The organism is Neobacillus sp. NPDC058068 (genome assembly GCF_042885335.1).
Lineage (GTDB): Bacteria > Bacillota > Bacilli > Bacillales > Cytobacillaceae > Neobacillus.
The window spans coordinates 166,679-187,439 of record NZ_JBHVSI010000004.1; the positions used below are offsets into that span (position 1 = coordinate 166,679).

At 41.5% G+C, this 20,761-nt stretch carries 24 protein-coding genes; 6 read left to right on the forward strand and 18 right to left on the reverse strand.

Annotation, left to right across the window (positions count from 1 at the left end):
- Positions 1–85: 85 nt before the first annotated feature.
- Both ACFVSW_RS06585 and ACFVSW_RS06590 read right to left on the reverse strand, forming a co-directional pair.
- Positions 86–985 (reverse strand): cation diffusion facilitator family transporter, encoded by a 900-nt coding sequence (locus ACFVSW_RS06585; protein ID WP_387313749.1) that lies wholly within the window; start codon positions 983–985, stop codon positions 86–88.
- 126 nt (positions 986–1,111) lie between these two features.
- A complete protein-coding gene (locus tag ACFVSW_RS06590) occupies positions 1,112–1,249 on the reverse strand; it encodes a hypothetical protein (protein WP_387313751.1) in 138 nt (45 codons plus the stop codon).
- A gap of 87 nt (positions 1,250–1,336) precedes the next feature.
- Here ACFVSW_RS06590 and ACFVSW_RS06595 point away from each other — a divergent pair, with 87 nt between their 5' ends.
- Complete coding sequence (locus ACFVSW_RS06595) at positions 1,337–1,510, forward strand: YozQ family protein (RefSeq protein WP_387313754.1); 174 nt, start codon at positions 1,337–1,339, stop codon at positions 1,508–1,510.
- 50 nt (positions 1,511–1,560) lie between these two features.
- On the opposite strand, the gene ACFVSW_RS06600 is transcribed toward ACFVSW_RS06595, so the two are convergent.
- The gene (locus ACFVSW_RS06600) at positions 1,561–2,316 is read right to left on the reverse strand and encodes a TraR/DksA C4-type zinc finger protein (protein WP_387313756.1); all 756 of its coding nucleotides are present in this window, start codon (positions 2,314–2,316) and stop codon (positions 1,561–1,563) included.
- 223 nt (positions 2,317–2,539) lie between these two features.
- On the opposite strand from ACFVSW_RS06600, the gene ACFVSW_RS06605 reads away from it, so the two are divergent.
- Positions 2,540–2,698, forward strand: a complete 159-nt coding sequence (locus ACFVSW_RS06605; RefSeq protein ID WP_387313758.1) for a hypothetical protein — start codon at positions 2,540–2,542, stop codon at positions 2,696–2,698.
- A gap of 200 nt (positions 2,699–2,898) precedes the next feature.
- Here ACFVSW_RS06605 and ACFVSW_RS06610 read toward each other — a convergent pair whose 3' ends face one another.
- From ACFVSW_RS06610 to ACFVSW_RS06620, 3 genes are all read right to left on the reverse strand, one after another.
- Positions 2,899–3,525, reverse strand: coding sequence for a LysE family transporter (locus ACFVSW_RS06610; RefSeq protein ID WP_387313761.1), 627 nt, complete (start codon positions 3,523–3,525; stop codon positions 2,899–2,901).
- Positions 3,526–3,639: 114 nt separating this feature from the next.
- Complete coding sequence (locus tag ACFVSW_RS06615) at positions 3,640–4,671, reverse strand: glycosyltransferase (RefSeq protein WP_387313763.1); 1,032 nt, start codon at positions 4,669–4,671, stop codon at positions 3,640–3,642.
- 20 nt (positions 4,672–4,691) lie between these two features.
- A complete protein-coding gene (locus tag ACFVSW_RS06620) occupies positions 4,692–6,362 on the reverse strand; it encodes a DUF6044 family protein (protein WP_387314114.1) in 1,671 nt (556 codons plus the stop codon).
- A gap of 213 nt (positions 6,363–6,575) precedes the next feature.
- Between ACFVSW_RS06620 and ACFVSW_RS06625 the strand changes: the two genes are divergently transcribed.
- Together ACFVSW_RS06625 and ACFVSW_RS06630 are read left to right on the forward strand one after the other, a co-directional pair.
- Complete coding sequence (locus ACFVSW_RS06625; RefSeq protein ID WP_387313765.1) at positions 6,576–7,847, forward strand: MFS transporter; 1,272 nt, start codon at positions 6,576–6,578, stop codon at positions 7,845–7,847.
- A 15-nt stretch (positions 7,848–7,862) separates the two neighbouring features.
- The gene (locus ACFVSW_RS06630; RefSeq protein WP_387313767.1) at positions 7,863–8,456 is read left to right on the forward strand and encodes a helix-turn-helix domain-containing protein; all 594 of its coding nucleotides are present in this window, start codon (positions 7,863–7,865) and stop codon (positions 8,454–8,456) included.
- A gap of 46 nt (positions 8,457–8,502) precedes the next feature.
- Here the strand turns inward: ACFVSW_RS06630 and ACFVSW_RS06635 are convergent, their stop codons facing one another.
- Positions 8,503–8,667, reverse strand: a complete 165-nt coding sequence (locus ACFVSW_RS06635; protein ID WP_387313769.1) for a Spo0E family sporulation regulatory protein-aspartic acid phosphatase — start codon at positions 8,665–8,667, stop codon at positions 8,503–8,505.
- Positions 8,668–8,868: 201 nt separating this feature from the next.
- Here ACFVSW_RS06635 and ACFVSW_RS06640 point away from each other — a divergent pair, with 201 nt between their 5' ends.
- Complete coding sequence (locus ACFVSW_RS06640) at positions 8,869–9,855, forward strand: potassium channel family protein (RefSeq protein WP_387313771.1); 987 nt, start codon at positions 8,869–8,871, stop codon at positions 9,853–9,855.
- A gap of 44 nt (positions 9,856–9,899) precedes the next feature.
- Here ACFVSW_RS06640 and ACFVSW_RS06645 read toward each other — a convergent pair whose 3' ends face one another.
- The 4 genes from ACFVSW_RS06645 to yugI all read right to left on the reverse strand — a co-directional run bounded on the left by ACFVSW_RS06645 (position 9,900) and on the right by yugI (position 14,495).
- A complete protein-coding gene (locus ACFVSW_RS06645; protein ID WP_387313773.1) occupies positions 9,900–11,246 on the reverse strand; it encodes a glucose-6-phosphate isomerase in 1,347 nt (448 codons plus the stop codon).
- 110 nt (positions 11,247–11,356) lie between these two features.
- Positions 11,357–12,520: an iron-containing alcohol dehydrogenase gene (locus tag ACFVSW_RS06650; protein ID WP_387313775.1), complete on the reverse strand. Its 1,164-nt coding sequence runs from the start codon at positions 12,518–12,520 to the stop codon at positions 11,357–11,359.
- Positions 12,521–12,629: 109 nt separating this feature from the next.
- Positions 12,630–13,901 carry a Glu/Leu/Phe/Val family dehydrogenase gene (locus tag ACFVSW_RS06655; protein ID WP_387313777.1) on the reverse strand — a complete coding sequence of 424 codons (1,272 nt, stop codon included), beginning with the start codon at positions 13,899–13,901 and terminating at the stop codon, positions 12,630–12,632.
- A 192-nt stretch (positions 13,902–14,093) separates the two neighbouring features.
- Positions 14,094–14,495 (reverse strand): S1 domain-containing post-transcriptional regulator GSP13, encoded by a 402-nt coding sequence (yugI, locus tag ACFVSW_RS06660; RefSeq protein ID WP_387313779.1) that lies wholly within the window; start codon positions 14,493–14,495, stop codon positions 14,094–14,096.
- Between the two features lie 236 nt (positions 14,496–14,731).
- Here yugI and ACFVSW_RS06665 point away from each other — a divergent pair, with 236 nt between their 5' ends.
- Positions 14,732–14,968 (forward strand): helix-turn-helix domain-containing protein, encoded by a 237-nt coding sequence (locus tag ACFVSW_RS06665; RefSeq protein ID WP_387313781.1) that lies wholly within the window; start codon positions 14,732–14,734, stop codon positions 14,966–14,968.
- A 344-nt stretch (positions 14,969–15,312) separates the two neighbouring features.
- Here ACFVSW_RS06665 and ACFVSW_RS06670 read toward each other — a convergent pair whose 3' ends face one another.
- The 7 genes from ACFVSW_RS06670 to ACFVSW_RS06700 form a co-directional block, all read right to left on the reverse strand.
- A complete protein-coding gene (locus tag ACFVSW_RS06670) occupies positions 15,313–15,576 on the reverse strand; it encodes a DUF1871 family protein (protein WP_387313783.1) in 264 nt (87 codons plus the stop codon).
- Positions 15,577–15,697: 121 nt separating this feature from the next.
- Entirely contained in the window at positions 15,698–17,110 is a 1,413-nt protein-coding gene (gene gndA, locus ACFVSW_RS06675) for an NADP-dependent phosphogluconate dehydrogenase (RefSeq protein WP_387313786.1), read from the reverse strand.
- A gap of 123 nt (positions 17,111–17,233) precedes the next feature.
- Positions 17,234–18,436, reverse strand: a complete 1,203-nt coding sequence (locus ACFVSW_RS06680; protein WP_387313789.1) for an alanyl-tRNA editing protein — start codon at positions 18,434–18,436, stop codon at positions 17,234–17,236.
- 136 nt (positions 18,437–18,572) lie between these two features.
- Positions 18,573–18,887: a spore coat protein gene (locus ACFVSW_RS06685; protein WP_387313791.1), complete on the reverse strand. Its 315-nt coding sequence runs from the start codon at positions 18,885–18,887 to the stop codon at positions 18,573–18,575.
- A 136-nt stretch (positions 18,888–19,023) separates the two neighbouring features.
- Positions 19,024–19,581: a superoxide dismutase family protein gene (locus tag ACFVSW_RS06690; RefSeq protein WP_387313793.1), complete on the reverse strand. Its 558-nt coding sequence runs from the start codon at positions 19,579–19,581 to the stop codon at positions 19,024–19,026.
- Between the two features lie 100 nt (positions 19,582–19,681).
- Entirely contained in the window at positions 19,682–19,891 is a 210-nt protein-coding gene (locus tag ACFVSW_RS06695; RefSeq protein WP_387313795.1) for a hypothetical protein, read from the reverse strand.
- Between the two features lie 93 nt (positions 19,892–19,984).
- Complete coding sequence (locus tag ACFVSW_RS06700; RefSeq protein WP_387313797.1) at positions 19,985–20,725, reverse strand: peptidylprolyl isomerase; 741 nt, start codon at positions 20,723–20,725, stop codon at positions 19,985–19,987.
- Positions 20,726–20,761 lie beyond the last annotated feature (36 nt).

Sequence of the window (20,761 nt, forward strand, 5' to 3'; positions counted from 1 at the left end):
CTCAAAAATATCAACTCCCTTTAACTTTTTTATCCTACCCTATCATAAACCGAAACTCCATAAAGTACAAAGGAGTTTTTATAAATTATTTATCTTCCGGAAAATAGGGGTTTAAATGAATTAATACCTCTCTAATGTTATCATTGTTTTCCATCAGTTTCCCTTTAATTGATTTTGCCAGATCATGCCCCTGCTTGATTGTTTTGAAGTGGTCGATGGAAATTCGTAAATCAACTAGTACATAATGGCCATGTTCACGTGCGCGAATGCGGTCAATCCGCTTTACCTCGGGAAATTCGGAAATGATGGTCATGTATTCCTGAATGATTACTCCGTCTATATTACGCTCGAGTAAGATATCAAATGCCTCTGTTAACATTTCCTTCGCAATTTTAAAAATTAAATAGGCAACAAAAATACTCGCAGCCTTATCCCCGTAAAGCAGGAAATGGATATCGAATCGTTCACCCACAATCGACAAGAGTACACCAATCGCGGCCGCAATCGAGGCGACAATATCTGCCTTATGATCAAAGGCAATCGCTTCAATCGCCTTGCTATGATTCTGTTTTGCCACTTTTAATGAACTGCGGTATAAAATGATTTTTGTAATAAATGAAAAGAGCGCGACCCACATAGCCAAAAAGCTTGGTGATTCCACTTTTTGAAAGAAACCGCTGATCCCTTCGTAAGCTACATAAATGGACACAAGCAGCAGCAAGAAACCGATAATTTCAGAAACAATGACCTCGGCCTTTCCATGGCCATATGGATGTTCTTTATCTGCTGGCTTATCAGAAATTTTTATCACCAACAAAACAATAACAGATGCAAACACATCTGCCGCCGAATGGATTCCGTCTGCAAACACAGCGTCACTATTTCCATACCTGCCAATAATGATTTTTCCTAAAGTAAGAATAATATTGCTAATTACGCTTATCCAGGCTACCTTTTTGGCTATCGTTTCTCTCGTTTCTCTCATTCCCAACATTATCCACCCCTAAGAATCCACCTAGAAATCATAACAAACCTGACCTATATGGGTCCAGAGAAAAAGTTTTGCCCGCTTCAAGATAAGTTAGCCTCAGGCAAACTTATCTTGAAGCGTTTATTCTTTAAACCCGTCTATGTCCTTTTTTATCATTTCCACTTCTTCGACAACGGAAATCTTGTTAATTTGGTCATGCAGGAAATGAAAGGCTTGATCTAATTCTTCGCGTGATGGAAATTTGTCTTTTTGTTTCATTTTATTTAACCCCTTAATTTTTTTGAGTAAAATTTTTGAAAAAAGAAGAAAATACCGATGTACCAACAATAAAAAGGAGTGTTTATTTTGGAAAAAAAGAATTCGACCGAAAATACCGAACTGGCCGGACGCACCTATCAAGCAAGCGATTATCAAAAAATTGATCCTCTTTCCTCTGGACTTGCGACCACACATGAACAAGTAAGTGATTCATACATGGAAGGCGATATCAGTTCTGACAATGGTTCTTCCGAAGGGTAGAAAATTAGAGAAAACAGCTCTCGCTCGAAAGCTGTTTTCTTTTTTTATTTTCATTTGTCATCATCAACATATGCGTCATGTTCATATGCCGGCAAATCCCCAAAACTTGTCATAATTCCTTCTTCATCGAGGGCATCTTCATAATGTTCATGCTGGGGATTGGGATAAACCTTGATGTCATTTCCATACATGTCATTGCCAACAAAGTTTTCATAGTCCTCGACATAGCCAATATTTTCATCCGCTTCCGTATAAATATCATTGTAATCATCCTGGGGGAAAGCTAAATCTGATGGTGTATCAGACGTACCCCATGCTGCAACAGTTTGCCAGGAATCCTCGGAATCAAAGCTTACATTTTCTTTTCTATCATCCATATCAAATTTTCCAAATGGAGGCGCCAACACCTCTTCCTCAACAGGGCGCTGGTGTGAAGTGATTTGATCCTGGCTATGCTCAATACAAAATGTGGTATTTGGCAGTGCCTCTAATCGCTCTAACGGAATCTCCTTTCCACACACTTCACATTTCCCGTACCTGCCTTCTTCCATTGCCTCTAAGGCTCTATTGACATTGGTCAGCTGTGATTGATAATGCTCATTTAAAGCGATATCTTTTTCACGTTCATATAGTTCGGTTCCCTCATCTGCAGGGTGATTATCATAGCTCGATAACTCCCCCACCGACTCATGGGCATGGCCGCGCTCTAATCCAAAGTGATCATTTTGTTTGAGATATTCTTCTACTTCACTCTTTTCCTGCAATAATTGTAACCGTAACTCAGCAAGTTGCTGTGTCGATAGCATGTGTTACTCCCCTTTCATCAAATTGTTCATTTGACCCGAAAATCTATATCGTCCTTTATTTTTGATTTTTTTAGTGTACCTTTCTATTGTCATTTGTTTCGCCCTTGATTATGTACTAAAAATTTAATTCCACCAAAAACCTATCTGCTAATTGCCAGGCAGACCGAATAAGATTTGCTAAGGTGTGTATCTTAAGAGAAGAAATAAGAAAAGGGGAGATTACGTGGTAAATCTAGACTTTGAAAAATTTAATAAAGTTCAGCAAGCACATCGGGCCGAATATTTAGGTGGCAGCAAAAATCAAAAGCCGGGACTTAATGACCCGGAATATAACAATCAGGATATTACGGATAAGTCTCCAGGAGCAACTGGACGAGAATGATCGCTACTATCAAAATTTAGAGGGTTGGGGCTTTTTCCTCAACCTTTTTGAACGAGCCCTTTTAAGAAGAGAGAATTTCGATAAGCAAATCGATGGAACGCCTGGAGCGGAAATCAACAGACCTATTGAACCAGCCAATAACTAAAAGAAGAGGGGGCTAACAAAGGTCAGTTACCTGACTTTTTGGACAGCCCCTCTTATTACCCAAATAGGTTATTAAAGGCCTGGATCCCGAAGTATATTCCAAAGCCAATCAACGAAAGACTGGACAAGAAGGAAATAACAACGAGTAAATTGGAGGTTAAATATTTTCGAAAACTGCTGGCCACACTGGCCATGGCAATATCCCATAGCAAAAGCCCGATAAAAATAGCGCTGCTGTAGAGGATTAATTGGCTGCTTTCATAGGCGGCAGCAGTCTTTGCAAGCACGGAGCCGTAAATTCCTAACCAAAACAGAATCGTTAATGGATTGGAAATTGACATCAAGAAGCCGGAAAAAAACGATTTTATCAGCGGTTCACTGCTTCTTGTATACTCTAGCTGGATCTTCCCGGCATTCATAAACGTTTCAATCCCAGTGTACATTAAAACAAAACAACCAAAAAACCAGAGAAAGGTTTGCATAAATGAGGTTTCCAGAAATTGGACAACCCCTATGTAAACAACAAGCATATACACGCCATCCGCTACAACAGCCCCTACTCCAATCAACCATGAGTGCATGAAGCCATGTCTGATTCCCCGATCAATTTGCGCCGCATTAATCGGTCCAATTGGTGCCGCCAGTGACAATCCTAACAATATATAGCTTAAAAAAACGTTCAAAGTACTCCCCCCAGTCAAAGAAAAAGCCTGTCTCCTCATATTTATTCGGGCAGGGAAAGTTGTACGACAATAAAAAAGAGTTTCTCTTTTTAAAGAAAACTCTTTCCACTAAATTTATCTTTTCGATGACAAAATTCCTTTGTCCAAAATCTCATTTTCCCCTGTTTGCTGAAGCAAATGGCGTCTTGGCAAGGGCAAATTAAAGGAATCAATATCAACAATGTATTTTGGACGCTGCTTTGTCTCTTTATAAATTTTTCCGACATACTCCCCAATCAAGCCAATCGCAATTAACTGGAGACCGCCGATAAGCCAAATGGAAGTGATCAGCGACGTCCAGCCTGTCTCGGTGTTTCCCAAAAATTTAAGCGTTAAAAAGTAGCCGCCAAAGACAAGGCTCATAATAAACGAAACGAGTCCAATGACTAAGACAAAGCGGATTGGTGAAACAGAAAAGGAAGTAATTCCATCAAAGGCAAAGGCGAGCATTTTTTTTAAAGGATATTTCGTTTGACCAGCTTGTCTCTCTAACCGATCATAATAAACGACATCGGAGCGAAAGCCGAGCAGTGGAACAATCCCTCTTAAGAAAAGGTTAACCTCCTTGAACCTTGCCAACTCTTGGACAGCCCTTTTACTCATTAACCTGAAATCAGCATGATTATAGACAAGATTAACACCAAGACTTTGCATCATTTTATAAAAGCCCTGTGCAGTACTCCGTTTAAAGAACGTATCCGTCGCCCGCCCTTTCCTGACACCGTAAACAATTTCACAGCCTTCGTGGAATTTTAAAATAAATTCGCGGATAACCTGAATATCATCCTGCAAATCAGCATCAATGGAAATGACACAATCCGAAAGCTCCTTGGCTGCAAACAGCCCGGCGAGTAAGGCATTCTGGTGCCCGACATTACCCGCCAATTTTACTCCGCGGACAAATTCATTCCGTAATCCCTCTTTATAAATTATTTCCCATGTGCGGTCTTTACTTCCATCATCGACAAACAAAATCTTACTTTGTTTTGAAACCAGTGTTTCATTAATCAGCTCCTTCAGCAGCTGCTGCAGCTGATCTATCGTCTCCGATAATACCTCTTCCTCGTTAAAGCATGGCACTACAATGGTTAGGACTGGTTCCATCATCTGTTCAAAACCTCCGATGTCTACAAAGTCTTATATAAGTAAATTTTCCAGGCAGACGTTTTTGATTCGAATATTTTATCGAGCTTGATGCTATTTTCCGCGGCATTATCGATTGGGATCGCCGAAAAAATATAGCGGCCGCCCATTTCTTTAAATACATCTGTATTCAATTGCAATTTTTTTAAATGGCGTTTGGAATCCTTTTTGATCATATACCGCTTTCCAAGCTGTGCTGTGAAAATATAGCAGCGTCCGCCCCATTGATCGAAATAGTTGCGAATGGTTTTATTTTCTGCAAGTTCTTTTTCAATTATTTTCCTAAATTGATGTTTATAGCTTAATGGATAAAAATTATTGTAGGTATCCAGTGTGTAAAAGCCGTTATATTGGGAGATCGCCGGGTGAATTCCGATACTGGCAATTCGATATTCCTCCTGCTTCAAGCCAATATGATTTTTTATTTCATGAAACATTTCCTCAGCGAAAAATTCTTTAACATTCGGCTTTTGCCGATAAATAATTTCGTCATTAAACAACCCTAAAAAAAGAATTTGCATGACGATAACCCATTTTGCCATTTTCGCCCAGCTTATTCCTTGAAGTGAAATAATTTTTAACGCGAGAGCAAAGCTTGTATAGATCACAAGCGGTCTTAGGAAGTGATAGCGGGCAAAATTAAAGGTATCCATGAAATGAAACCTTTTAGTTAACGGGAGCCAGCCCTCATAAAACCAAAAGGCATACCAAAGCGACAAGACAAGATTTAAGCCAAATAAAAACACAAACCACTTTTCCTGCTTCCACAGCCTTTTTGAATAAACTAAATAGATGGCAATGAAGGTGGCAGGAAGGATAAATAAGCTATGAACAGTCATTACATGGGTGTGCCCCAGCAGATAATTTTTGACAAAAAGCCGAACAGCGCTCCAAAAAGGGAGCTGCGCGTGAAAATATTCATCGCGGCTATTGGGCTCTCCCTTATAAAGAAAGGAAAAAACTAAGCGATATTCCACTATCATAAAAATAAATGACATATAAGCAATCGAAAACAAAAAGCGAAGATTCCAGCCCTTTCCCCGGAGAAAATCCGTCAGCCAAAAAATCCCCATTGCACTTAAGAAGAAGAAAAAGCCTAAAACAATACTTGCGTATAACGGCAGCAAGGTTAGCACCAGATAATCCTTCCACGTTCCACCGTCATTTCGAATATTAAGAAATGCCCAAAGTGCGAGTGGTATCCCTAATGTACTCAGCATTCCTGACGGCCAAAATGGTGTTAAGGCAAACGCAAGCGCGCTGCCTATTTGCAAGGGCAGCCACCGCTCACCAGGAAGCAAATGTTTTTTCAACAATAAATACATGCCGACAAAGGCAGCAATTCTAGTAATTGTCTGGCTTAGGCCATAGGCAATCATTGTCGGAAAGAGAGCATATAACCATACAATCAGGCTATATTCAGTCCCAAAGGCATTCCTCGACAGCTGCCCATTAATAATTTGCGGTATTACTCCATTTACGCCGCCGAACATTTCCCCGCTTCGCGCTAACACCTTATACCACGCCAAGTTTGAATCCAAATTATCATGAACCCGGATATGGGCATTTTCCTGCAGAATAAAAAGTGGAGAAAGATAGACCGCTAGAACAATGAAAGCGAAGAGAATGTATCGCCGCTCTTTTTTTATCGCCATAATCACTTCCCTACACCCCTATTCAAAAGTGTATGTCAGTTTTAAAGTCTGCTTATTGAATGGAAATTATTCCTTTTTCATAATCTGGTCTCCGATCTTTTTTAAAAAGGGTGATTTCCATTATTTACATTTGTGGAACTCCCTGTTAAAATAAATTTAATCATTAAAATTAATTTTAACGAATAAATTTATTTTATCGGAAGGATGATCATTATGTTTAGAATTCTTAAAAACCAGAACTACCTGCGGTTCTGGCTCGGGCAAATCATTTCACAATTAGGGGATGGATTTACAAGAATTGCGATTGTCTACTTAGTCGCGACCTTAACGAAGGACCCGCTGGCCATTGGTCTGGTTATTTTCGCTCAGCTTCTCCCAACGGCTTTCTTTGGGATCTTTCTAGGTCCGTTAGCGGATAAATATAACCGAAAATGGCTCATGGTCGGGGCCGATTTCTACCGGATGGTGATTGTCTGCTTAATGATTCCCTTCCATCACTCGGCCGCGGCGCTGATTATCTTAATTGCATTCCAAGGTCTTGGTTCCGCTCTATTTGATCCGGCTCGTTCCTCATCGATACCTGACCTTGTTGGAGAAGACAATATCCAGCAGGCGATTTCACTGTCACAATCGACAAGGGCGGCAATGGATATCATTGGTCCTTCATTTGGCGCACTGTTAATGATGACAAACAATTACAATTTTATTTTTGCGATTGATTCGGCGACCTTTGCCGTTTCAGCTCTGTTCATCCTCTCGTTACGAAATCTTGGTAAGAATAAATTGGCAGCCGCTCGATCTTCTGAATCTTACTTCAGTTCGATTGGCTCGGGTGTGAAAGAGGTCGTCGGTTTGCCGGCCTTACGATTCCTGCTCATCCTGCTGATGCCGATTACCCTTGTCTGCGGAATATTGAATACCAATCTGATCGCCGTCCTCACTAATGAGTTTCATGTTTCTGCCTTTCATTTTGGTTTTATCGAAGCTGCGTCGGCGGTTGGTGTTATTTTTGGCGCTAGTATTGCCGCTCCCTATGCTCTTAAGAAATTTAATCCAAGTACGATTTTTCTACTGGGTACTGCCGCAATTGGTGTTTTGATGGTGGTAATCATTCCACTTGATACGCTCCAATTACTTTATGGCATCCTTCCTGTCTATATTTGGAGTATAATGACAGGAGTCCTGAATGCCTTTTTAAATGTTCCGTTAAGCAGCATCTTTTTAAAAATAACTCCATCCGCTTTTAGAGGCAGGGGCTCCTCATTACTGGGGATTACAGCCAGTACTTCGTCGATCATTGGAATTTTGTTTGGCGGATGGTTATCGAAAGAAATCGGTGTTTTGTATGGAACAGCGATATCAGGGGCACTGCTTATCATTGTCGCAGGATTCATGCCTTTCCTAAGGGGCTATAAAAGCCTGTCTGGTAATCAGCAAACCGAATCTGTTCCTGTAACAGCAGAGCCGGCAGCCTTTAATGAATAATGGGGGTAAGTTTTTGTGAAAAAAATTGTTGATATTGAAATAGCTAAAATGTTGTTAGATGTTAGAAAAAGAGGAATCTTGGACATTGCAAAAGAACCGGTTACAGTCGGTCAAATTGCCGAGGAATTGAATGAGAAACCATCGCGGTTATATTACCATGTAAAAAAGCTCGAGGAAGCAGGCCTGCTAGAGCTGGTTGAAACCCGCCAGCAGGGAAATTTAATTGAAAAATACTATAAGCGGACGCATGCTGCCGGCCATAGTTTTGAGCTTGATGACGCATTGTTAAAGGAACATCATGGCACCGTTATGGAGGAAATCATGAATCTGCTCCAGCCTGGCCTGAAGCTTCTTCAATCAGAATTAAAAAAAGGAAAGCCCGACTTTGATAAGCAAGTGAATTTAATGATTAGTCTGCCAACCTTGACGGGAAGAGAATGGGAAACATCACACGAGCGAATGATACGCTCAATTCGCGATCAGCCGGATCAGATGGAAACCATTGAGGAATCAAGCCTGCCCAAACTCACCGAGGAACAGCTAAACCAAAAATCAAAATACGCCTATATTATGTTGAGCTACCGGGTTGAGGACGCGGATGAGGAGTAACAAAAAACCTTCCAAATTATTTGGAAGGTTTTTTACTATATTTTATTTAACGTTTTTCATTTTTTTTATCATAAACATTTAACAGGGAATCGAGTTTTTGGCTGCATTGGACAACATTTGGATTAGAATAACCATAAAGATGGGCTAAATGAATCATTTCCAGCCTTGTTTTTTCAATCGTTGATAGAAGTGTGTTCATACCAATACCCATGTCTCCAACCCTCTTTTCTAGTTATAATTATAAACATGTTATTAACCATAATTTATAAGTTTTCACAATGGAAAGCAAGTAGTTATTAGAAGAACATTAGAACATATAGTGAATAATGTACTGGTTAAAATATACCAATTCCTAATTATCAAATGGAACTTTTTCGTCCATAATAGGTGGTAGTAGAAAGAGGTGTCGGTCGTGCCAAACAGAGTTTATATTAGCTTTTTACGATTGCCGCTCCTAGTCCGTATCTTAGTCATTGCCCTTCTGGTATTTCTATCATTTGGCATTTCCATTCACCTTTTAGAGCCTGAAACCTTTCCATCGATTTTCGATGGCATTTGGTGGGCAATTATCACTGCCTCGACGGTGGGCTACGGTGATTATGTCCCCCGCTCTTTCCTAGGCAGGCTTACAGCGCTCGTATTAATCTTGCTCGGAGTCGGTTTTGTCTCCTCCTATTTTGGGACCTTAGCAGCGGCTGCCGTTACCAAACAAGATGCCTTTTCTGAAGGCAGAATCCCCTTTAAAGGAACAGGCCATATCATTATTATCGGCTGGAACGAGCGATCAAGAGAGTTAATTCATAAGCTGACATGCGTTAACTTCCCGCAAATGATTGTCTTAATAGACGAAACGCTCGAAGCAAATCCGGTTAAATCGAGATTTGTTCATTTTATCCAGGGGAAAGGGCATGTAGATGAAACGATTCTCAAAAGTGATATCCAGCATGCCGAGAAGGTGCTGATTACCGCTGACCGGGGAAATGATGAACTCCAGGCGGACATGAATAGCATTTTAACGCTGCTGACGATTAAAGGCTTATGCACACAGGTAAAATGCATTGTGGAAATTTTAACGGCGGAGCAGGTAATTAACGCCTTTAGAGCAGGAGCAGACGAAGTAATTCAGTCCAATAAATTGACAAGTGTCTTTATGGTCAACAGTTTGCATTCAAATGGTGACGGGCTGTTATCAAACGTTGTCCATCAGTTACAGGATAGCAGATTGTCGTCTTTTATGGCGAAGGAAAAGGACATTGGAAAAAGTTTTGGGGAAGTATGCCAGAGGTTGTTAAATCAGGGCTTCCTCCTAATTGGCATTAAAAGAGGCGAGGATACCATACTTAATCCTGTTCATTCATTTACAGTTGAAGAAAACGACCAGTTATTAATATTTAAATAAAAGAGTGCTGATAATTTTCATATCAGCACTCTTTTTTAGTTTTTCTACAAGCGTTTTTCTAATTCTGCTTTCTTTTCTTCAAACCCAGGTTTTCCTAATAACGCAAACATATTAACCTTATAGGCCTCAACGCCTGGCTGATCGAATGGGTTGACACCAAGCAGGTAGCCGCTCATCGCACAGGCTTTTTCAAAGAAGTAGGCAAGGTAGCCAAATGTATATTCATCCATCGCTGGAATCGTAACAATGAGGTTTGGCACGCCGCCATCGGTATGGGCAAGCATCGTTCCTTCAAATGCTTTATTGTTTACAAAGTCTAGCGATTTTCCGGCTAGATAATTGAGACCATCCAAGTCTGTTTCAACTGCTTCAATCGTTAGCTCACGGCGGGGCTTTTCAACCTTGATAATCGTTTCAAACAAATCGCGCCGTCCTTCTTGAACATATTGACCAAGCGAATGAAGGTCTGTCGAGAAGTTGGCTGAAGCTGGGAAAATACCTTTTTGATCTTTGCCTTCGCTTTCTCCGAACAGCTGCTTCCACCATTCTGAAAAATACTGCAGGCCTGGCTCATAGTTAATCAGCATTTCGATGGTTTTGCCTTTATTATAGAGCGCATTTCTAACAGCCGCATATTGGTAGGCGAGGTTATCTTCAAGCTCTGAATGACCGAAGTCTTCTTGGGCCTTTGCAGCCCCCGTCATCATTTTTTCAATGTCTGCACCGCTAACAGCAATTGGCAGTAATCCAACAGCTGTTAAAACCGAGTATCGGCCGCCGATATCATCGGCAATCACAAAGGTTTCGTAGCCTTCTTCGTTGGATAATGTTTTTAAGGCACCTCTTGCTTTGTCTGTTGTCGCATAAATTCGTTTGCGCGCTTCCTTTACGCCGTATTTTTCCTCAAGCAGCTTGCGGAAAATCCGGAAGGCAATCGCTGGTTCTGTTGTCGTCCCTGATTTCGAGATGACGTTGATGGAGAAATCCTTGCCATCAAGGAGGTCGATTACATCACTCATATAAGATGAGCTAATATTGTTGCCGACAAAAATGATTTGCGGCGTTTTCCGTTTTTCTTTCGGAAGGGCATTATAGAAGCTATGCTGCAGCATTTCAATCGCCGCTCTTGCCCCTAGATAGGAACCGCCAATCCCAATCACAAGGAGAACATCGGAATCAGCTTTGATTTTTTCAGCTGACTTTTGAATGCGTGAGAATTCTTCTTTGTCATAGTTTGTTGGCAGGTCAATCCAACCTAAAAAGTCGCTCCCTGCGCCTGTTTGCTCATGTAAAGAATGATGGGCAACCTTAACAGCATCTCGTAAATATGTAAGTTCATGTTCCCCAAAGAAAGTAAGGGCTTTCGAGTAATCAAAACGAACGTGTGTCATGTATGATCCTCCATAAATTTATTTTCACTACCACTTTATCGAAAGACGGACGGAATATCAAGAAAGGTCAACTCATGAAAGCGAACCCATTTTAGACAAATTTTTTTCTTTTATAACGAAGCCCGATAAATTGCTAAACAATCCTCACGATTCAGCTTTTTAAAATTCCCAAATTCGCCGTTTGCCATTGCCCGATCGGCCATCAACGCAAGCTTCTGGTCATCAATATCATAATCCGCTAACCGAGCTGGCGCCTCGATGCTGTTCCAGAATTCTCGTAATTTGCTAATTCCTTCACGACCTGCTTCTTCCGCACTTTTCCCTTTAGGGTCAACTCCAAAGACTCTGACCGCTAACTGCTGAAAACGTTCTGGTTTGATGCTTAAGTTATGCTCCATCCAGTGCGGGAATAAAATAGCAAGACCGCCGCCATGCGGGATGTCGTAGACTGCGGATACTGCGTGCTCTAGGTTATGAGTCGCCCAATCGCCGCGATAACCCATATTTAAAATCCCGTTTAACGCCATCGTGCCGCTGTAAAGAATCGTTGCCCGGTGTTGATAGTTTTCAAGGTCTGCCAGTAATTTAGGCGCCGTTTCCATCACGGTGGTGAGCAATGATTCACACATACGGTCCTGAAAATCGGTATTCTCTTCGAGGTGAAAATAGTGTTCAAGCACATGCGACATCATATCGACGATTCCATAAATCGTTTGGTTTCTTGGGACTGTGAACGTATTAACGGGATCTAAAATAGAGAATTTCGGAAATGTCACAGCGCTTCCCCAGCCGTATTTTTCGTTTGTTTCCCAATTCGTAATGACCGAGCCGGCATTCATTTCTGAACCAGTTGCAGCAAGTGTCAACACGGTGCCAAAAGGCAGCGCATCATAAGCGAACGCTTTTTTTACGACTAAATCCCAGGCATCCCCATCATATTTCGCACCCGCTGCGATTAATTTAGTACAATCGATGACACTTCCACCGCCAACGGCTAGAAGGAATTCAATTCCTTCTTGTTTACAGATTTCTACCCCTTTGCGGGCCGTAGAAATGCGCGGATTTGGCTCAACCCCGGACAGTTCAAACACTTCGGCACCGATTTCCCCCAAAAGTCCGATAACCTGATCATAAAGACCGCTTCGTTTAATACTGCCGCCGCCATAAACAAGCAAAACCTTTTTCCCGTAAAAAGAAACTTCTTTTTTCAATTGCTCGAGCTGGTCTTTTCCAAAAATCAATTTAGTGGGATTCAAAAAAGTGAAATTTTGCAAAATAAACACCATCCTTTTCACTTTTCATTATTATGTATTTGAAATTGTTTTGCAAAAATCATGATTTCATATTTAAAAAACCCCCGCATCAATGATGCAAGGATTTCAATTAAGCCCAGCCTCGAAATAAGGAGGCCTCTGCCATTTTTCTAACACCAACCATGTATGCGGCTAACCGCATGCTGATATTGCGGGATTCGGCCAAGTCATAAACATCATTGAATGATTTGACGAGCCTTTCTCGTAATTTCACGGCTATTTCCTCTTCCGTCCAATAATATCCTTGGTTATTTTGAACCCACTCGAAATAGGAAACGGTGACGCCGCCCGCACCGGCAAGCACATCGGGGACCAACAAAATCCCGCGTTCTGTGAGAATTTTGGTCGCTTCCAGCGTCGTCGGACCGTTTGCTGCTTCCGTTACAATTCTTGCTTTGATGCTGCCTGCATTTTCGGCGGTAATTTGGTTAGAAACAGCAGCCGGTACTAAAATATCACAGTCGTGCTCAAGCAATTCTTGATTCGTTATCGCACCCTCAAATAATGTGGTCACTGTACCAAAGCTGTCACGGCGGTCGAGCAAATAATTAATATCCAAGCCATCTGGATGATAAATTGCTCCATACACATCTGAAATCCCAACTATTATCCCTCCTGAATCATGGAGAAATTTAGCGATGTAGCCGCCGGCATTTCCAAAGCCTTGGATGATCACACGCGCACCTTTCAACTGAATTCCGCGCTTTTTTGCCGCTTCTTCGATACAAATGGTTACACCCTTAGCCCCTGCTTTTTCCCGGCCCTCAGAGCCTCCAAGCACGAGCGGCTTCCCTGTGATAAAGCCTGGGGAGTCGTTTTGACGTAGAGAGCTGTATTCATCCAGCATCCAGGCCATAATCTGCGAGTTTGTATACATATCCGGTGCCGGGATATCCTTGACTGGTCCAACAATTTGGCTGATAGATCGGACATAGCCGCGGCTTAAACGTTCAAGCTCACCAAATGACATGGTGCGCGGGTTACAGATAATTCCGCCCTTTCCTCCACCGAAAGGTAAATCCGCAATGCCGCATTTTAGACTCATCCACATCGATAACGCCATTATTTCATCAACATTGATCCGCGGATGAAAGCGAACACCGCCCATTGTCGGTCCAACCGCATCATTATGCTGGGCCCTGAACCCGGTGAAGATTTTTGTAGAGCCGTCATCCATCCGGACAGGAATCCTGACACAAAATGTCCGAATAGGTTCTGCTAATAAATGATACATCTCCTCGTTGTAGCCCAGTTTATTTAACGCATCATGAATAACGATCTGTGTTGATGTAAGAAGGTTTAACATCTCTTGTTTCTTGTCATCTCCATCAGTAGTCCCCATTTTGGCACCCCTAGTTATTTTTCATCCTAATACTTTGTTAATCCGCTTAATCGCCCAATCCAACACTTCTTAAATGTTATGTACAATTCTATTGTAGCCGAGCCTGAAAAAAGAATGAACCCTTTTTATTTCAAAAATAAAAAAGCCTGGGGCAACCTACAATAAATTGCAGGGCCAAGGCTTTTAGAAATATTACTTTTTAATTAAATCTTCCCGCTGTGACTGGTCAATCCACTCTTGAAGCTTATCTTTTAATGTATTAAATCCTTGCTGGCCTTCAGCCTCAGGAATAATTGCTGCTGCTTGGCGCTTACGCGGCTTTTTAGCTTTAGTTACTTGTTGAACTGGGGCTTCTTCTGTGGCCCGAATTGAAAGACCAATTTTTCCTGCACCTTCATCCACTGATAATACCTTAACCTGTACTTCATCGCCCACTTTAAGATGTTCATTGATATCCTTCACATAGCCGTGCGTGATTTCTGAAATATGCACAAGTCCCTGTGTATTTTCATCTAAGGCAACGAATGCACCATATGGTTGAATTCCTGTAACTTTACCGGTTAATATACTTCCTGTTTCAATCTTTTCTGTCATGTAAACACTCCTAAGTAAATGAATTATTAATCCCTTATATACGCATTAAAAGATTATATCACAATATATAGCTTTAGGCAAAAAAGCTTATCGCATCCAAAATAAGTTCTCCTCATTTGAACCAGAAAAATTGTCAGAGTTTCTTAACAAATTATTCACAGAACGAATAAAAAAACCCAACTATCCAATGATATACTAATAGTGAGTAAGTATCCTTTCTAAGAGAGGTGACCAGTATGAATTCAATCGGCCACACCATTAAAACTTCCCGTGAAATGCTAAAAATGACCCAGCAGGAGCTGGCTCAAAAGGTTAGAGTGGGAACACATACGATCGAGAAATATGAATCTGGGGAACAAATTCCAAGCACTCAGACAATCATGAAATTGTCTACTGTTCTAGATATCCCTGCATCTGAGTTATTGAAGTACAATCAGGTTCATACATCCTCCACTTCTACGGACCATATTTGAAAAAGTCACTTTAGCTTAAAAGCGGTAAATTGTACCGCTTTTTTTATTTTTTCTTCATTCTTTTGTATAGAACCATAAAAATGTGGAAAACCTTATATCATAATGCTTTCTAGTATTCCCCCTTTTTTGAAGTGGACAGCCCAAATGGGTATGTTCACTTTTTTTGCATTGGCTGTGTTAAAAGTGAATGTTGATTTCCATTCCAGGCGCTTCGCTTTCCGCGGGGCGGGCGGTGAGCCTCCTCGGCGCTAAAGCGCCTGCGGGGTCTCACCTGTCCCGCTGCTCCCGCAGGAGTCTCGCGCCTTCCACTCCAATCAACATTGTGCTTTAACACAGCCTTTGCATTAAATAGAACAAGTTTCGTTCTCTTTGATGGCTAATAATTCAGCCGCAATTTTCACACAGTCATGGAGTGGAATCAGTTTTTCAAATGAAAATTCATAAATGGTTTGGATTCTCTTGGCCAGCTTTGGACAATCATTCAGTTCATGCAGCGCCTGAATCACATCAGCAATTTCCGTTTCATAGCTGCCGTTTTTCAGTTGAAAGGGATCCCATTCATTTAAAACATCAACATATTGCAAATTAGTTTGAATTTCTTTTCGCATATATTTTAGCTCCTATTATTGTTACATTTGATGAAAATATTCTATCATACAAAACGGTCACATAGAGTGGTTCTATGTGACCCGAAACCATGAAAAAAGACGAGCTAGCTCGTCTTTTTGATTATTTTTCCAGCCATTCGGTATGGAAGGTTCCTTCCCGGTCCACCCTTTGATACGTATGGGCTCCGAAATAGTCTCTTTGGGCTTGGAGTAAGTTGGCAGGCAGAACCTCTGAGCGGTAGCTGTCATAATAAGCAAGTGCGCTGGAAAGACCAGGCACCGGTATGCCTGCTTTAATCGCAATGGATACTACTTCTCTTGCGGCATCCTGATAGTCGGCAACAATTGCTTGAAAATAGGAATCCATTAATAAATTGTCTAAGTCTGGATTACGGTCGTAGGCTTCCTTAATATTTTGCAGGAAGGCTGCCCGAATAATACAGCCGCCGCGGAAAATCATCGCAATTTCTCCCGGTTTTAAGTTCCAATCATATTCTTCCGAAGCCTTTTTCAATTGTGCAAAGCCTTGTGCATAAGAAATAATCTTACTTAGATACAAGGTTTTTCGAATCAGCTCAATAAACTCTTGCTTATCGCCGGCAAATTCATTCGCAGCCGGGCCCCTTAATACCTTGCTTGCACGCACGCGTTCATCCTTCATCGCCGATAAAAAGCGGGAGAAAACAGATTCTGTAATAATCGACAGCGGAACACCTAAATCAAGTGAACTTTGACTTGTCCATTTTCCAGTCCCTTTTTGCCCGGCTGTATCAAGAATGACATCCACTAACGGCTTCCCTGTTTCTGAATCTATTTTTGTAAAAATATCGGCCGTTATTTCAATTAAATAGCTGTCAAGCTCCCCTTGATTCCATTCTTTAAACACTTCATGAAGTTCTTCAACAGACAAACCAAGCAGATCTCTCATTAAATGATAGGACTCGCAAATTAACTGCATATCACTATACTCAATGCCGTTATGTACCATTTTCACATAGTGCCCGGCCCCATTTGGACCAATATATGTACAGCATGGATCTCCATTTACCTTAGCAGAGATAGCCGTTAACAACGGGCCGACAGCATCGTACGCTTCCTTTTGCCCGCTTGGCATGATTGACGGGCCTGTCAGCGCCCCTTCTTCTCCTCCCGAAACTCCGGCACCGATAAATAGAATTCCCTTTTCAGCAAGTTCCTTATTTCTTCGGATTGTATCTTGATAGAAGCTGTTTCCGCCATCAATTAGGATATCGCCTTTATCTAAATGAGGCAGCAGGGATTCAATTGCTTTATCGGTAATGGCTCCGGCATTCACCATTAATAATATTTTTCGCGGACTTTCTAACGATTGCACAAAATCTACAATATTTGTCGTGCCAACTAACTTTTTCCCTTTATTATTTTCGACAACTTCATTTACTTTCTCTGCTGATAGGTCGTACACAGAAACTGGGAAGCCTTTGCTTTCAAAATTTAAGGCCAAACTTCTTCCCATTACTCCAACACCCACGACTCCAACTTGTTGTTTTTCCACTCTAAATCATCCCTTCATGGTGTTAAAAAATCAACTTAGCTTTATTATATATGAAAATTAATTAAACTCCACTTTGTTGAACCATTTCCATTTTAAAAAAGGCAATCCAGTGAACATGGTCTGTTATTTGCCCAGCGTTATCTTCATTTCTAGTTCCAGAAAACGCTCGAGCATTTCCCGGCCTGTCATTAGTGCTTCACCGCCGCCTTGGGCAAAAGAGTCATTCCCGCCGCCCTTACCATTTATTAGTGGGAGAGCCGCTCCAAGCACTGATTTCATATTTTCCGTCCGGGCTTGTCCCCGCGCACAAACGAGCTGGAGACGATTTTCATTTTCGGAAACAAAGAAAACCATTGTTTTGTCATCTTCGGCGATGATGATTCGAGCTAGCTTCTGAAGCGCTTGAATCGTCCGATTTTGAAACACTTCACACACAAGCCCGTTCTCATTTTTCGCAAGTAATTCTCTTGCTTCAAATGTAAGTAATTGTTGTTGGTTATGATCCAGTTCCTTCTCCAATGCCTTTCCCTGCTCAACAAGCCGGCTGACAGCATGAATCATTCCTGATTCTGGGGCATTTAAGAGCTTTGTTAACTCAAGCAGCATTTTTTGTTTTTGGTCAAACTGTTTTAAGACCCGCTCGCCGCAGACAAATTGGACACGGATGTTTTTCCTTTGCCGTTCCCATTCCAATATTTTAATTGCCCTTACCTCGCCCGTCACCTTCGGATGTGTCCCGCCGCAGCCGTTATAATCGAAGTCAGGAATCATCACCAGCCTGATATTATCTTTCACCTTTGTTTCTTTTCGTAATGAATAGTGGGATAGCTCATCTTCTGTTACCCATTTTGTTTCAATCGGCCGGTTTTCCAAAATAATTTGATTCGCGAGGTCCTCTACACGCTTTACATCCTGTTCAGACAATGTCTCAGTCGCTAAATCAATCGTTACGATTTCTTCACCTAAGTGAAAGCCGACTGTCTTATAATCGAGTAATTCTTCGAACGCCGCAGAAAGGATATGCTGGCCGGCATGCTGCTGCATATGATCAAAGCGCCGTTGCCAATCAAGCACCCCCCTTACATTATTGATGTTCGTTAATTGCCCTTCAAGGTAATGCCGAATTTCCCCCTCGATTTCTTCCACATTTACGACCTTTATATTTTCGATCGTACCCAGATCGTGGGGCTGTCCGCCGCCAGTTGGATAGAAGGCAGTTTGATTTAACACCACATACCATTTCCCTGAATGATCCTTTTCTTGTTTATCCACCTTCGCTGTAAAAGTAGTTATGTAAGCATCCTGATAATATAATTTGTTTTCCATTGTCTGTGCACTCCTATTTGTCTCCAGTATTCTTTCATTCTATTTTCTTGAAAAAAATAAGATAAATCAAGGAAAGGCGTAAAAAGTTAAAAACTGCTCCTTCATTCGAAGGAGCAGCCGGCATGACAGGTAATACTTACTTGTTTTCTTTTCTCGGCATTTGACCTTGTCCAGCTTGTGGCATTCCGCCCATACCTTGAGGGTAACCTGTATGTGGATAACCAGTCATTCCTGGATAGCCACCATGGTGATAATGCCCATATTGTGGGTATCCCCCCATATGAGGATAACCTGTGTGCGGATACCCTCCCATTTGTGGATAGCCTGTTTGCGGATATCCACCCATTTGTGGATAGCCTCCCATTTGTGGATATCCACCCGTCATTTGGGGGTAGCCCATTTGTTGGCCAAATTGTCCTGGGAATCCGCCCGGAAATTGTCGTTCTGTCATGATATCGCCTCCTAAAAGTCTCAAGATAGTGTATGTCTCCCTAATTGGATAAGCTTAGATTTTTACCCATAGATGCGATATAAATTCTGATAAAATAAAAAAATAGACTATCCCATTGGAGACAGCCTTTTCGTTCCTATTTATTTTCATCCTGAGCTTTCCGCTGTTGGCCTGCTTTATTTTTATCTTTGGAGATTTCACCACAGGCAATTCGCTTGCCTGAGTCTCCTGCGGGCTGGGTCATGCCGTCATCCTTTGTTTCGTCTACGACAATCGATGTGCCTTCTTTTGTTAAAACCGATTTTTTCCCGTCTTTCAAGGTGACATTGGGTGCCATTAAATCCGCCTTAACGGAGCCGTCATCGCCAACAATTAAATTCGGCAAGTCACCGGCATGGGCACCTTTTGGATGCAGAAGTCCATGCTCCTTTTTTTCAGGATTAAAATGGTTCCCCGCAGACTTGAAATCTGGTGCCAGGCATTTTCCCTTTTCATGAATATGTATCGCATGTTCGCCAGGTGGCAGTCCCTTCAAATTTACCGTCATCTTGATACCGCTGGACTGTTCAGCCAGTTCTACCGTCCCGAGTGAATCACCAACAGCATTAAACATTTCCACATCGATCTTTTTCACATTCTTTTCCATACATCCAGATAGCAAAATCAGTGGAATCATCATCCAGCTTTTCTTCATCTCTATTCCCCCCACTAAAGACAATTTGCCTTTAGTATGGACCAATGCCCCTTCACCTATTCCGTTAAGGTCGAAGGACAAAAAAAAGAACAGCTTCTTGTTAACTGTTCTTTGGTGTTTGTTCTTGATTTTTTAATTGTTCTTCCAATTCCTTCGCCTTTTGTGCCTCACGTTTTGAATATTTTATGATGAAGCGCATCGTGAAAACAGCAGCAATCATAAAGATTGTTAGGCTGATAACAGCTGGAATATACTCAGATTTATCTTCCGGAAAGTATAGAAACAAGGAAAGTACGGATGGTAGGAACATTTTTCTTCTCCCTTTCTTTAAAGGAACTGCTCAATTTATAATTATAGCAAGAAATAATGCTTCCTACCAATGAATCATTCCGAGACCGCCCGCTTATTTTAACACTTTAATCTTTTTAATGATGACATCTTGTTCCGGTTTATCTTGCGCACCTACTGGCGTGTCTGCAATCTTATCAACGATATCCATTCCCTCAATCACTTGGCCAAAAACAGTATGCTTGTGGTCAAGCCATGGAGTTCCGCCATTCTCATCATATGCCTCAATAATTTCCTTAGGGAATCCTGCCTGCTCCATTTGTGACTTCATCGAAGGATCAAGGCTGGTACTTTGGACGATGAAAAACTGGCTTCCGTTTGTATTTGAACCCGAATTAGCCATTGACAAGGCACCGCGCAGATTATAAAGATTTCTCGAGAATTCGTCTTCAAATGGTTTTCCCCAAATGCTCTCACCGCCTGTGCCGTTGCCATTCGGGTCCCCGCCTTGAATCATGAAATCTTTAATGACTCGATGAAATAGGAGTCCGTCATAATATCCATCTTCACTATGCTTTACAAAGTTCTCCACTGCCTTTGGTGCATATTCAGGGAATAATTTAATTTTAATGTTTCCCATCGATGTTTCCATTTCAACGAGTTTCTCATTTTCGGATACTTCTGTGGAAAGCTGAGGATAGACTCCATTGCTCACTTCTTTGTCCCCTTCCTTCTGTTCTGTTTTTGGCGCAGCAGTTTTTGGTTTTGCCTCTTCCTTCTTCGAGCTTGTCCCACATGCTGTCAAGACGAAAACAATTGTCAATAATGCAAATAGTATTTGCCATTTCTTTCTCATAATATATCATCCCTCCATTTTTCCACTTTAATCGAA